A 13,459-nucleotide genomic window follows, 5' to 3' on the forward strand; every position below is an offset into this window, starting at 1 on the left:
GCCACTGCCAGGGCCGTTCGGGCCGCCGGGCCCGTTGGGACCGCTCGGGGAGCCGGGGCCATCCGGACCACCGGGGCCGCCGGCCGGAGCACCGGATCCACCAGGCCCGCCCGGCCGGTTCGGATCATTCAGGAAACCGGGACCACCGGAATTCCCGGACCACCCAGGACCGCCCGCCGGAGCACCCGATCCACCAGGTCCGCCAAGCCCGTTCGGGCCACCGGGACCGGTCAGACCACTCGGGGAACCAGGGCCACCGGGGCCCCCGGACCACCCAGGGCCGTCGGCCGGAGCGCCGGATCCACCGGGACCGCCCGGACCATTCGGCCCGCCCAGCCCGTTCGGACCACCCAGAGAACCAGGGTCCCCCGGAGCACCCGGACCTCCACGACGGCCAGGTCCACCGGCCGGCGAGCCGGATCCGCCTGGGCCGCCGGCGTAGTTCGGTCCACCGGAAGCACCGTGGCTGCCCGGGACTCCCTGGCCCCCGATCCCACCAGGCCCTCCGAAACTGTCAGGACCTCCCTGGCCCCCCGGCCGCCCGGCACCGCCAGGCGCCATCGGCCCGTCCCCGGTGACCGGTCCACCGGTCGGCCCGGAGGGACCGCCCGGACCGTCAGGTCCGCCCTGGCCACTCCGGCCGCCTTCGGAGAAGTACGGCAGATCATCGCGCCGCGAGGCGTCGTCACTGGCGCCGTTCGCCCCATTCGCGTTCCCGGAGCCACTCCCGCTACCGGCTCCCAGCGGCCCCGCCGCCAGCACACCGGACACGTCAAAGGACCCGGTACCGCCACCATGCCCCGGCGCCACAGCACTGGTGCCGCCCGCACCGGGCAGCCCCGCACCATTCGTGCCGTTCCCGCCGCCGGGCCTTGGCGCTCCACTGGGACGCGCACCCGCGCTCCCGGGACGGGCGCCGGCAGCGCCCGTACCTGTGGAGGCACCCGAGCCCGTACCCGCCGAACTGCCGGAGATACCCGCCCCATTGGTCGAGCCACCGCCCTGACCGCCCTTGGGCGCACCGGACTTACGAGGCGCGAACCAGTCGCTCGTCTTCTCCTCGGCGGCGGCGCCGGGGCCGGAAGACGGCGCGGGATCCGGGGACTTGGGCACACCCGAGGAAGCGCTCGGCCCCGCTTCGGCCGCGGCGGAAGCCGGTCTGGCCGAACCAGCCGAACCGGCCGACCCGTTCGCACCGTTCGTGCTCTTCGAGCCGCTGTCGGACTTCTCGGCGTCAGCGACGGGCGTCCGCACGACGACCGGCGGAATGGGCCTGGATCCAGGGATGTTGATCCGGATCCGTGTCGTCAGCGTGGTCTCGGTTTTGACCTCCTCCGGCCGTTCACCGGCGGAACGCCCCACGTCGGCACCGTCTTCGGGACCCGTGGGGGTCCCGTACGGCGGCGTGCCCGACGGGTAGGCGGTTCCGCCGCGCCCGTTGGGCCCGGAGGACGAACTGTCAGTTTCACGACTCAAGGCAGGTTCTCCCGATTGGCTCCGCCGCCCGTGTACTCGACCTCAACCTCGTTTCGGGCGGCTCGGCGGCGCGCACCACCATACTGGCCACCTCTGGCGCTTATCCGGCGACCGCTGAGGAAACCCACACCGGACCCCCACGCGCGTTCTGCGGCGAAGTAGTACGTCACTTGCCAAGTCGGGCGGTGGAGCCAGGTGGTTGCCGCCCCGCACCAAGCGTGGCGCACATCACAGCCACAGCCATCCCGCCGAGCAGGAAGAGGTACGACCCGGCTCCCGCGGCGAAGAGGAAGTCGCCCTCCGGTCGGCTGGCGGTGAGCAGGATGACGGCGACCATCCACCCGGCCGCGGGCGCCACCGCCCCGGCCCGGCTGCCGAGCGCCCGCGCCGCACCCAGGAAGAGCCCGGCCGCCCCGGCGAGCGCGAGCAGCAACCCGCCCGGGAACCAGCCGGATTGAACCAGCCCCCCGGCCGCCCCGACCACCGCACCCAGCGCAAACAGCCCCAGATAGGCGGCAATTCGGGCCCCCGAGGGCGGCACCAACGGCTGCGCGAGCATGCTCCCCGTACCACCGGTGCTGCGCGCACTTGATCTGTTCGCCCTGTTCGCCGTACTCATCACGCACTCACCTCAGAAGTCCCCGAAATCCCCGCAAACAGGTCCGCCTCCGGCGCCCCGGAAGCCGCCCCACCCCGTTCACCCCGTTCACCCCGCACCAACTCGTAGTACTCCACGAGGAAAATCGGCTGCGCGAGCTGATTCGACAGCGCGAACCACGGCTCCACGACCTCGATCTGCGTGGCGTGCGCCCGCATCGCGGCGGCCTTGGCGGCGGCGTGCGCCGTGCCGTCGATCTCCGTCGTGATCAGAGTGTCGTCCACCACACCGGGAACGTCGTCGACGGCGGCGGAGGCGGGGAAGGGCAGTTCGTCCAGTACGTCCTTCAGGCGCGCGAAGGCCTCTTCGGCGACGGAGCGCGGTACGCGGTTCCAGTAGATCTTCGTGATCGTCCAGGCTGTGCCGAGGTCCGGGCGGAAGTCCGGCTCGGCGGCCAGGTCCGCGGCGCGCATCGCGACCCGGTGGGCCTGGATGTGGTCGGGGTGGCCGTAACCCCCGTCGGGGTCGTAGGTGACCAGCACCTGCGGCCGTACCTCGCGGATCACCCCGACAAGCTCCGCGGCGGCCTCGTCGAGGTCCGCCTGCCAGAAGCAGCGCGGGTCGTCGTTGTCGGGCAGGCCCATCATCCCGGAGTCCTGGTGGCGGCCGGAGCCGCCGAGGGAGCGGAAGTCGTGCACGCCGAGGGCGTCCATCGCCGCCGCGAGTTCCGTGCGGCGGTGGCTGCCGAGGGCCTCGCCGGTGAGATGAGCGAGCTCGGGCGGAATGACCTCGCCCCGCTCGCCCAGCGTGCAGGTCACCAGGGTGACCTGGGCGCCCTCGGCCGCGTACCGGGCCATGGTCGCGCCGTTGTTGATCGACTCGTCGTCCGGGTGCGCGTGCACCAGGAGCAGTCGGCGGCCGGGCAGTTCCGTCATGGGCCCACCCTATGAGCCAGGACCGTACGCGGCTCCCTGGGCCCCGGCCGTACGAGGCTTCCAGGCTGCCCGTCATTGACATCGCCCCGTCACACCGTCACCCCGTGCAACTCATCGTCACGATCTCTACGTGCCCGATTCCCGAGCCACACGGGGGCCAGTCAAGCCGGTCGGACCAGCTCGGACGGAGGTGGCTGATTCCGGTCCCCACCGTTTCCGGATCACGTCCGTCCGGATGCGGGAGCCGTAGAGGCCGGTGGTCAGGCCTGACGGCTCCCGCAGGTCTCAGGCGTCTTCTCCCGCGTCAGTGAAGATCTCTTCGGCGGATGGCGCGGTGACGGCTCGGGTGAGCCACCGGCGGAGGAGGTCCGGGTCGTCGCAGGCGGTGATGCGTTCGCGGATCTCGTCGGAGACGTCGAGGCCGCGTGCCTCCAGGACGAGCAGGATGTCCTCCGCGCCCCTCTGAGCACGCCCCTCGTCACGGATCTCTTCGGAGAGCCAGGACTTGTAGAAGGAGAGGTCCACGGCCATCAAGTTCCTCCAGAGTTGCGTGGCGCGGCGGTTGCCGCTCAGGCCTTGTGCAGTGAATTCGATGATGGGGTCTGCGACCGCTTCGGGCACGTCCTGAAGAGCGGTGGAGAGGGCCTTCAGTATCCCACCGACATCCGGATTCTTCGCGTGGGTAACGGCGGACAGCGTGGCCAGCGCCAGGTCGGCGCGAGCCTCATGCGGGTCAGTGATCACGGGCATGTTGTGCGGACCCGCCACGAGCGGGCGAAAGGTGAGTGCGGGCCACTGGGGAGGGCCGAGGGATACGGGCTGGGCGGCCCACTCGGCCGTGGCCCGGTCCTGGCAGACGACCAGCAGCAGGACCGGGATCTTGTACTTGGCGCGTACGAAGGACAGGTAGTAGGCCCAGCTGGCGGGTTTGTTCGGGTCCTTCTCACTCTGTGCTTCGACGGCCAGCAGCATCGGCTCGGCACCGTCGAAGCGCAGGAGTGTGTCGACACGGCGTTCAACAGGCTGAATCTCTGTGAGATCGGTCGGCAGAACCGTGACAGACGTGGGCTGGACAAACGGGAGGCCGAGGACCTTGGAGACGCCGGTGAACAGGCCGGGGTACTCCTGGAAGATGCGGTGCATCGCCTCGTGGGGCGAGTTGACCATGAGGGTTCCCTGTGAGCGGGCGGACGGAGAGCTGACGGAAGCCGCTGGAAGCACATGCCAGAGGCAAGTTCTGTAGCGAACGTAAGGCAGCAACACGCCCTGAAAGAAGCCCAGTTGGTGATATTCACCCGCAGGGGTGAGCCTGCGGCGTTCCGTCAGACGGCCGTGAAGGCGGGTGGCTGGGCCTGGCGCTCGGTGCAGTTGCGGCAGCGGGTGCCGGGTTCGGCGACCACGTGGGCGGCCCGGTCGGGGACGCCGTACGGCAGATCCCAGGTGCGCAGCCACTCCGTGGCGAGGAGCCGGGCGAGGCGGGCGCCGCGTGGGGTGGACGACACCGACGGCCCTCAGCTCGCGCTGTCGCCGAAGGCGTGGGCCGACTTCGTGCCGTACGTGTCCGAAGGCTGACCAGCCGACTACTCGACCTCGGCCTCCGGTACGTCGACCTCGCCGCCCAACGAACGGGCGATGGCCGTGAACTCGTTCAGGGCTGACTGGAGGTCGCGGACGATCTCCTCGGCCAGTACGTCGCCGAACTGCCCGGCGCTGGCGTACGCGGCATTCGGGTCGGCCAGAGGCGGGGCCCCGCCCCCACAGGGCCCCGGCGTATGCCTATGAAGCGCGGCTCCTGAGGCCGCTCAGAACTTGATGTCCCCGATCATGCCCGCGATGTTGTTCGTCACCTCGCTGATCGTGGGCGCGATCGTCGAGCTGGCCAGGTAGAAGCCGAACAGGACGCAGACGACCGCGTGACCGGCCTTCAGTCCCGATTTCTTGACCAGCAGGAAGACGATGATCGCCAGCAGCACCACCGCCGAAATCGAGAGTGCCACGGCGGTTCACCTCCAAGGTTCCCAGGGACGCGTCGGGTCAGTACGGGTCAGTACGGCAGCCAGCGGGTTCATACCCAGGCAGCGCCATTGATCATAACTATCCATCCGTGCGCATCGATCGGCGCACAGCCGCACAAGGGGGCGCATGGCCAATATGGTCGGGGGCATGACCACCGAGCCTCTCTCCTTTCCGCGCCGGCAGGCGCGCACCCTGCGCTTCTCGCTAGGCGCGCCCCGCGCCTTCACCGTGGCGCCCGACGGTTCCCGGGTCGCGTTCCTGCGGTCCCGCTCCGGCACGGACCGGGCGAATCTGCTGTGGGTCCTCGATGTCGCGGACGGCGAGGAACGCGTCGCCGCCGATCCGCAGGCGCTGCTCGGCGGCGCTACCGAGCGGTTGTCGGCCGAGGAGAGGGCGCGCCGGGAGCGCAGCCGGGAGGGCGGCGCGGGCATCGTCGGCTATGCCACCGACACGGCGGCGGAGTTGGCCTGCTTCGCGTTGTCCGGGCGGCTGTTCACGGCCGAACTGCGGGCCGGTACGGCGCGTGAACTGCCCGTGCCCGGCCCCGTGCTGGACCCGCGCCCGTCCCCCGACGGACGGCTCGTGGCGTACGTCACCGGGGGCGCCCTGCGGGTGACCGGCGCCGAGGGCGAGGGCGACCGAGCGCTCGCGGAACCCGAGTCGGAGACGGTGACGTACGGCCTGGCCGAGTTCATCGCGGCGGAGGAGATGGGCCGTTCGCGCGGCTTCTGGTGGTCGCCCGACTCGGACCGGCTGCTGGTGGCGCGGGCCGACGACGCGCCCGTACGCCGCTGGTGGATCGCCGACCCCGCGCGGCCGGAACAGGCTCCGCAGCAGGTCGCGTATCCGGCGGCCGGAACCGACAACGCGGACGTACGCCTCTTCGTGTTCGGGCTCGACGGGGCGCGTACGGAGGTCGTGTGGGACCGGGCGCGCTACCCCTATCTGGCACGAGTGCACTGGTCAGCGGCCGGGGCGCCGCTCCTCCTCGTACAGGCGCGGGACCAGCGGAGCCAGCTCTACCTGGCCGTGGACCCGGACACCGGGGCGACCCGGATGGTGCACGCGGACGAAGACCCACAATGGCTGGATCTTTTCCCCGGCGTGCCCTGCTGGAGCCCCGCCGGACAGCTCGTGCGGATCGCCGACGAGGGCGGGGCGCGGGTGCTCGCGGTGGGTGAACGCCCGCTGACGGGGCCGCAGTTGCACGTACGCGCGGTGCTCGACGTCTCGGAGGACGATGTGCTGGTGTCCGCGTCGGCGGGCGAGGCGGCGGCTGCTGCTCCCGAGATCGGCGAGGTCCACGTCTACCGGGTCAACGACCTTGGCGTGGAACGCCTTTCGCAGGAGCCCGGAGTGCACTCGGCGGTGCGCTCCGGCCCCGTGACGGTGCTCGTCTCGGCCGTCCCCGACCGCCCCGGCGCCCAGGTGCGCGTGCTGCACGAGGGCAAGGCGGCGGCGACTGTGGCCTCGTACGCCGAAGACCCCGGACTGAGCCCGCGCGTGAGCCTCACGGAGGCGGGCGCGCGCCGTGTGCCGTGCGCCGTCCTGCTCCCCACGGGCCACACCGACGGCGACGGTCCGCTGCCGGTCCTGATGGACCCGTACGGCGGCCCGCACGGACAGCGGGTGCTGGCGGCGCACAACCCATACCTCACCTCGCAGTGGTTCGCCGACCAGGGCTTCGCGGTGATCGTCGCGGACGGGCGCGGGATGCCGGGCCGCTCGCCGGCCTGGGAGAAGGCGATCAAGGACGACATGGCTGCGATCGTCCTGGACGACCAGATCCACGCGCTCCAGGCGCTCGCCGAGCGTTTCCCGCTGGACCTGAACCGGGTCGCCATCCGCGGCTGGTCGTTCGGCGGCTATCTCGCCGGCCTCGCGGCGCTGCGCCGCCCGGACGTCTTCCACACGGCCGTCGTGGGCGCCCCGGTCACCGACCAGCGCCTGTACGACACCCACTACACGGAGCGCTACCTGGGCGACCCGAACCGGCAGCCCGAGGTCTACGCCGCGAACTCCCTGATCGACGACAACGGCCTGGTCGGCGCCGCCGAACCCGTCCGCCCGATGATGATCATCCACGGCCTGGCCGACGACAACGTGGTGGTGGCCCACAGCCTGCGCCTGTCTTCGGCACTTTTGGCCGCCGGCCGCCCCCACGAGGTGCTGCCGCTCTCCGGAGTCACGCACATGACCCCGCAGGAACAGGTGGCCGAGAACTTGCTGCTGCTCCAGGTCGACTTCCTGAAGCGCACCCTGAACGTGCCCTGAACGCGTGCGACCGGCCGGGGAGACATGGCGCGCCCCGGCCGGTCTACGGCACCCGCACGGCCGTACGCTGTCGAGCTTGACGCGTCCGTATATCGGTATCGGGTCGGCGAAGTTGCTTACGTGTTAACGAAGTTGATGTGCATTTGTGCACCTATGCCGAGCCCTGCGCTACGTGGACGCTTCGCGCTCCACACAGAATTCGTTGCCCTCGGGATCAGCCAGCACGACCCACCCGCCGCCGTCGGGCCGCGTACGGTCGTCGAGCAGCCGCGCATCGAGCGCGAGCGCCCGCTCAACCTCCTCGGCACGGGTCCGCCCCTTCGGCTTCATATCCAGGTGAAGCCGGTTCTTGGCCGTCTTGCCCTCCTCGACCCGCACGAAAAGCAGCGCGGGACCGCCGTCGGGGTCCGCGATGAGGGCCTCCGGGTCGCCGGGCTTGTCGTCTTCGGCCAACGGGCGTTCCAGGAGGCGACTCCAGAAGAGGCCCAGGTCGTACGGGTCGCCGGTACAGTCGAAGGTGATCTTGTCGATGTTCAACTGGCTCCTTCAGAAGGCTTGTTGTGGCCGTGGCGAGCATTCCCCGGCCGCCGTCGCCTGTCGAACGATTAATCGGGCCGGTCCGCGCCTCTCCGGACGCGTGCATGAGGACGCGTGCGGCCGCCGAACAGACGCCGTTCGCGAGAGCGCCCTACGGTGGAAGCATGGCGGCACATCGCATCACCCTCACCGTCGGTCCTGGTGAGGACACCGCGATCCGCGAGGCCGCAACCGCCTCCGGTCCCGGTCTCTCCGCATTCCTACGCACGGCGGCACTCGCCGAGGCGGCGCGGCGCCGGCGCGTCCTGGCCCGGTTCACGGAGGTGGACGCGGTCGGCCGCGCTGCCGAGGAGAGCGCGCCCGACGTCACGCCCGGGGACGATGCCGCCATGGACGCCTTCCTGGACGCCATCGACAGCGACTTCGGCACTTGAGGCAGCCGCCCTGCCCGTCAAGACAACTCCCGGTTAGCCGCAGGGATCAACTCCGCGGAACCGCACCGGACTTGATCCCTACAAGCAGCGCCGCCACAGCGGACGGAGCGGCGTCCGTCTCGCCGTCCAACCCGAACAACGACCACGGCGAGAAGCTCACCGAGTACCCCGCTATGGGCATCGCGCACTACATGATCGTCGACCCTCGCACTGGCACCATCGAGGTGCACTCGGGCCCTTGCAAGAACCGCTACCGGCACAAGGACCCGTACATCTTCGGAGACGCTGTGCCGTTCGGCCCGTGGACGGTGGAGACCTCCGCCTTTCGCCGCTACGGCAAGACCGAGAACCGCCCTGGCTGACGATTCGCCCCGCAAGCGATGCGCCGACGGCTATACACGGGCCGGCAGCGCGCGGATGTGACAGCCTCCCCAGGAATTGGCACATCCTCTGTCAGACCCCCGGAGCTGAAAATGGGACCGAATCCCCCCGCAGGGTGGGGATTCAGTCCCTAAGCTCCAGCATGGACAGCTGACTTTCAGTTCAAGGAGTACTTTACTATCCAGGTCATCTTCTTGCGATTTTCCGGGCGCTTCGTGCAGGTGACCTTGGTTGTGCTCACAGCCTGCACGTATCCGCAGAGGGTCGCGATTCCTGTCTTGGCATTGTTGTTAGCGGAGGTGTATTGCCAACCGCTGGTGTTAGGCTTCCCGCACGCCACCAATGTGGGCGTCTTAGTCCGTCCGTTGTCTTTGATACAAATAGCGCCATACGGATACACGTCGGTGCTGAAGTTGGCGAACCCGCTCGATCCGTAGTTGATCCAGTGGAAGGCACTCTTCCTCTTACACGTCCCCAGAGATAGCTTCCTGCCCTCGCCGTTCCCCTTGAGGCACTTTCCGTTGTACTGGTTCTTGAAGTACCAACGACCGCCCTCCTCTGCGTGCGCCGCGGTCGCCGGAATCATAGCCGCGAGGACAGCAAGCAGCAGAGTCGTAACAGTGCCGGTGAGTACCCTGTTCCTGTTCAATTCCCCGTCCAAGGTTCGTAGTCGGTTACGGCCCAATCGACCGCGACACATCCGTTCTATCAGCTCGAATACCGACCACGCACTTCAATTGAGCAAGAGTTGAGCTCCAAGAGATTCACGCCGATACGCAGACAGCACCTTGCCCTCCAATCGCACGAGATCCCCCATCGAAGGGAACTCGAAATCAATAGGACAGAAAGATTGAGAACCTCCATAAACTGCCAGCTAAAACGACTCAGACCACACCTGAAGCTATTACGCCCTACGTCGGCTCGTATTTCACCAATCGATGCAAAATTCGCCACAAGTCAGGTTAACCAGGACAGACCAAGCGCAGCCATCGGAACACGTGTCGTCTGCGATCCGATGGCCGCGACAGGATCCCCGTTGCTCAGCCACCTCGGCAGGGTCGGACTACGCCGCGACGAGTTCTACTTGGGACTGGTTCCTGATAACCAGGCACGCGTCCCAAAAGCTCGACGGGGACGATGAGCTGCGGCGGAATCTTCGCGCCGTGCGGTGACCCGCCATACAGGCCCGGGAAGCCCGAACGCCCGAACACGAGACCCGGTCGGCGACGGCAACGCCGTACAAGTGCGACACGAGGCCCATACGCCCGTCACGTCGGTGACCGTGTCACCTTCACCGAGGCCATCGACGGCCCGCCCGGTGGCTGCCATAGGTCAGCAAGAGCACGTCACGATTCCACTGCGCCGACGTACTCGACGGTCGTCGACGCCGGTCCGTCGTGCAACGGCGATTCGGGGCCGGAGGCAGGGTCCCTTCGACCCCGCCCCCGGCCCCGAGGTCATCACCGTCGCACGACGGGCTGGGCTCTGGGAGAGCTCCGTGCGCGTCAGCCCTTCGAGACCTTGGCGTCCGCCTCAGCCACGTCCTGCTCCAGCGCCTTCAGGGCCGGGTCCATCACCACGTCCTCGTCCCGCGCCTCCGTGGTCGGGTCTTCCGGGAAGTGGCAGGCCGTCAGGTGGCCGCCGCGGTTGCCGGAGAGCTGGATCAGCGGGGGTTCCTCGCTGGCGCACTTGTCCTGGGCCTTCCAGCAGCGGGTGCGGAAGCGGCAGCCGGACGGGGGGTGGATCGGGGAGGGTACGTCGCCTGCGAGGCGGATGCGCTCGCGGTCCTCGGAATCCTCGGTGGCGACCTCGGGGACCGCCGAGAGGAGGGCATGGGTGTAGGGGTGCCGGGGGCGGTTGTAGATCGAGTCGCCGTCGCCGACCTCCACCACCTTGCCGAGGTACATCACGGCCACGCGCTGCGAGAAGTGGCGCACGATGGCGAGGTCGTGGGCGATGAAGAGGAAGGCGATGCCCATCTCCTGCTGGACCTTCTGCAGCAGGTTGACGACCTGCGCCTGGATCGAAACGTCCAGGGCCGACACCGGCTCGTCCGCGACGATCAGCTTCGGCTGGAGGGCCAGGGCCCGGGCCACGCCGATGCGCTGACGCTGACCGCCGGAGAACTCGTGCGGGAAGCGGTTGTAGTGCTCGGGGTTGAGGCCGACGAGCTCCAGGAGTTCGCGTACGCGCTTCTCCCGGCCGCCCTGCGGCTCGATGCCGTTGACCTCCATCGGCGACTTGATGATGGTGCCGACGGTCTGCCGAGGGTTCAGGGAGGAGTACGGGTCCTGGAAGATCATCTGGATCTCGGACCGGATCGGCGCGAGCTGCTTGCGCGAGGCGTGCGCGATGTCCTTGCCCGCGTACGTGATCTTGCCGCCGGTCGGCTCCAGCAGGCGCGTGATCAGCCGGCCGGTGGTCGACTTGCCGCAGCCCGACTCGCCGACCAGGCCGACGCTCTCGCCGACCCCGACGCTCAGGTCCACGCCGTCGACGGCCTGAACGGCGCCGACTTTGCGTTTGATCGGGAAGCCGCCGTAGATCGGGAAGTGCTTGGTCAGGCCCTCGACGCTGAGGAGCGTCTCGGCCGAGGTACCGGTCGAGTCCTGCGGTGCGGGGAGGGTGAGGTTCTCGCTCATGTCTCGGTTCTCCCTAGCGCAGCCGGGGCTGGATCTGGTCGATGAAGATGGTCTGCTTCTGCTCCCCCGAGAGGTGGCAGGCGGCGGCGCGGCCTTCGGCCAGGGACGGCCGTTCGTCGGCGCAGCGGTTGCCCGCCACCTCGCCCGTGAAGGTACAGCGCGGGTGGAAGGGGCAGCCGGACGGCGGGTTGAGCAGGGAGGGCGGTGACCCCGGGATGGGGGTGAGCGCCTCGTTGAGGTCGCCGCCGAGCCTCGGCATCGAGCTCAACAGGCCCCAGGTGTACGGGTGCTGGGGCGTGCGAAGCACCTCGCGGGTGCTGCCCCGCTCCACGGCCCGGCCCGCGTACATCACCAGCAGATCGTCGGCCATGTGCGAGATGACGCCCAGGTCATGTGTGATGAAGATGATCGCGGAGCCGAACTCCTGCTGGAGGTCCCGCAGCAGGTCCAGGATCTGCGCCTGCACGGTCACGTCGAGCGCGGTGGTCGGCTCGTCCGCGATCAGCAGGTCGGGGTCGCACATCAGCGCCATGGCGATCATCGCTCGCTGGCGCATACCCCCGGAGAACTGGTGAGGGTAGTCGTGGAAGCGGGTCTGGGGCTGCGGGATGCCGACCTTGTCGAGCATCTCGATCGCCCGGGCCTTCGCCTCCTTCTTGGAGGCCCCGGTGTGCTTCATGAACGGCTCGGACAGCTGACGGCCCACCGTGTAGTACGGCGAGAGCGCGGTCAGCGGGTCCTGGAAGATCATGGCGGCCTTGTTGCCGCGGAGCTTCTCCATCTCCTTCTCGGAGGCGGTGATCAGCTCCTTGCCGTCCAGGACGATCTCGCCCTCGACGGTGGTGGTCTTGGGGCTGTGCAGCCCGAGGATCGTCAGGTTGGTGACGGACTTGCCGGAGCCCGACTCACCTACGACGCCCAGGGTCTTGCCGCGCTCGACGTCGAAGGACAGGCCGTCGACCGCCTTGACGACGCCGTCCTCGGTGGAGAACTGCACCCGCAGATCCCGGACCGAGAGGAAGGCGTCCGAACCGGTCGGGTTCGGGGCGTCTTCGACCTTGGTCAGTGTGGTCACGGTCGTTCTCCTAGCTGAGGCGCACGCGCGGGTCGATGAACGCGTAGGCGATGTCCACGAGGATGTTCAGGATCAGGATGAAGAAGGCTCCGAACAGCATGGCACCCATCGTCAGCGGCAGATCCTTGGTCAACGACGACTCCACCGCGAGCCGGCCGATACCCGCCAGGTCGAAGGTGAACTCGGTGACCACACCGCCCGCGAGAAGCGAGCTGAGGTCCAGGCCGAGGATGGTGACGATCGGGATCATGGCACCGCGCCAGGCGTAGCGGAAGAACACGTACTTCTGCGACATGCCCTTCGCTCTCGCGGTGCGGACATGCTCCTCCTGCAGTTGCTCGATCATGGTCGAGCGGGACATACGCGTGTACTGGGCGGTGAAGATCGTGGCCATCACGGCCCAGGGGATGAGCAGTCCGATGAACCAGGCACTCGGATCGTCGGTGAACGGGACGTACTTGGGGTTCTCCATCCAGCCCGTCGAGTAGACGAAGATGCCAAGGACGATCGGGCCGAGCAGGTAGATCTGAAACGAGCTGAGCACGATCGACGCGCCGCTGGCGAGCTTGTCGACCACGGTGCCGCGCTTCCAGGCGGCGAGCATGCCGGTGCCGAGACCGAACAGCAGGAAGATGACGAGCCCGCCGATGGTCAGCGACAGCGTCAGCGGGAACCGGTCCATGAGCGAGTCCCAGACGAAGTCACCGCTCTTGAAGGACACGCCCAGGCACGGGGCCGAGCAGTGTCCGACAGCGAAGTCGCGGCCGGCCACGATACCGACCATGAAGTCCCAGAACTGCGTGGTGATGGGCTTGTCCAGTCCGAGGTTCTCCCGGATGACAGCGAGGTTCTCCGGCGAGCAGTTCTTGCCGCAGGAGAGGGCGGCGAAGTCCTGGGGGACTGCGTAGAACAGGAAGAACGTGAACGCGGCGATCAGGAACATGATCGCGACCGCGCTGATCGACCTGCGGATGAGGAACTGAAGCATGGCGGGCGGCTGCTCTCTTCGGAAGCGGCGGTGCGGTGAGGGGGATGGGTGTCCGTGGGGGTGCGCTCCGCCTGGCGCGCACCCCCACGGATCAGCCGTGACG

Annotated in this window: 11 protein-coding genes and 3 pseudogenes; 3 read left to right on the forward strand and 11 right to left on the reverse strand. The window is 68.7% G+C overall.

Translation table 11 applies throughout. The annotated features are described in order from the left end of the window. From G6048_RS52240 to G6048_RS28320, 6 genes and pseudogenes are all read right to left on the reverse strand, one after another. A pseudogene (locus G6048_RS52240) lies at positions 1-1,476 on the reverse strand (hypothetical protein); the annotation flags it as partial. Positions 1,477-1,642: 166 nt separating this feature from the next. Continuing rightward, on the reverse strand, positions 1,643-2,095 hold the full coding sequence (locus G6048_RS28300) for a DUF6113 family protein (protein ID WP_165342423.1): 453 nt from the start codon (positions 2,093-2,095) through the stop codon (positions 1,643-1,645). Further along, the gene (gene mshB, locus G6048_RS28305) at positions 2,095-3,009 is read right to left on the reverse strand and encodes an N-acetyl-1-D-myo-inositol-2-amino-2-deoxy-alpha-D-glucopyranoside deacetylase (protein ID WP_165342424.1); all 915 of its coding nucleotides are present in this window, start codon (positions 3,007-3,009) and stop codon (positions 2,095-2,097) included. The genes G6048_RS28300 and mshB overlap by 1 nt, the downstream gene beginning before the upstream one ends. Positions 3,010-3,294: 285 nt before the next feature. Further along, positions 3,295-4,176: a hypothetical protein gene (locus G6048_RS28310; protein WP_165342425.1), complete on the reverse strand. Its 882-nt coding sequence runs from the start codon at positions 4,174-4,176 to the stop codon at positions 3,295-3,297. Between the two features lie 221 nt (positions 4,177-4,397). Beyond that, a pseudogene (locus tag G6048_RS28315) lies at positions 4,398-4,511 on the reverse strand (ATP-binding protein); the annotation flags it as partial. 300 nt (positions 4,512-4,811) lie between these two features. Continuing rightward, positions 4,812-5,006, reverse strand: coding sequence for a hypothetical protein (locus G6048_RS28320; protein WP_165342426.1), 195 nt, complete (start codon positions 5,004-5,006; stop codon positions 4,812-4,814). Between the two features lie 166 nt (positions 5,007-5,172). Here G6048_RS28320 and G6048_RS28325 point away from each other — a divergent pair, with 166 nt between their 5' ends. Further along, entirely contained in the window at positions 5,173-7,299 is a 2,127-nt protein-coding gene (locus G6048_RS28325) for a S9 family peptidase (RefSeq protein WP_165342427.1), read from the forward strand. A 168-nt stretch (positions 7,300-7,467) separates the two neighbouring features. On the opposite strand, the gene G6048_RS28330 is transcribed toward G6048_RS28325, so the two are convergent. Then, positions 7,468-7,836, reverse strand: a complete 369-nt coding sequence (locus tag G6048_RS28330; RefSeq protein ID WP_165342428.1) for a VOC family protein — start codon at positions 7,834-7,836, stop codon at positions 7,468-7,470. Positions 7,837-8,000: 164 nt separating this feature from the next. Here G6048_RS28330 and G6048_RS28335 point away from each other — a divergent pair, with 164 nt between their 5' ends. Beyond that, on the forward strand, positions 8,001-8,270 hold the full coding sequence (locus G6048_RS28335) for a hypothetical protein (protein ID WP_165342429.1): 270 nt from the start codon (positions 8,001-8,003) through the stop codon (positions 8,268-8,270). A 116-nt stretch (positions 8,271-8,386) separates the two neighbouring features. Then, positions 8,387-8,632, forward strand: a pseudogene (locus G6048_RS28340) (Uma2 family endonuclease); the annotation flags it as partial. A 176-nt stretch (positions 8,633-8,808) separates the two neighbouring features. Here G6048_RS28340 and G6048_RS28345 read toward each other — a convergent pair. The 4 genes from G6048_RS28345 to G6048_RS28360 all read right to left on the reverse strand — a co-directional run bounded on the left by G6048_RS28345 (position 8,809) and on the right by G6048_RS28360 (position 13,356). Further along, the gene (locus G6048_RS28345; protein ID WP_165342430.1) at positions 8,809-9,312 is read right to left on the reverse strand and encodes a hypothetical protein; all 504 of its coding nucleotides are present in this window, start codon (positions 9,310-9,312) and stop codon (positions 8,809-8,811) included. Positions 9,313-10,156: 844 nt separating this feature from the next. After that, positions 10,157-11,293: an ABC transporter ATP-binding protein gene (locus G6048_RS28350; RefSeq protein WP_165342431.1), complete on the reverse strand. Its 1,137-nt coding sequence runs from the start codon at positions 11,291-11,293 to the stop codon at positions 10,157-10,159. A 13-nt stretch (positions 11,294-11,306) separates the two neighbouring features. Beyond that, positions 11,307-12,368, reverse strand: a complete 1,062-nt coding sequence (locus G6048_RS28355; protein ID WP_165342432.1) for an ABC transporter ATP-binding protein — start codon at positions 12,366-12,368, stop codon at positions 11,307-11,309. A gap of 10 nt (positions 12,369-12,378) precedes the next feature. After that, entirely contained in the window at positions 12,379-13,356 is a 978-nt protein-coding gene (locus tag G6048_RS28360) for an ABC transporter permease (RefSeq protein ID WP_165342433.1), read from the reverse strand. Positions 13,357-13,459 lie beyond the last annotated feature (103 nt).

This window comes from Streptomyces ureilyticus (assembly GCF_011045025.1).
Lineage (GTDB): Bacteria > Actinomycetota > Actinomycetes > Streptomycetales > Streptomycetaceae > Streptomyces > Streptomyces ureilyticus.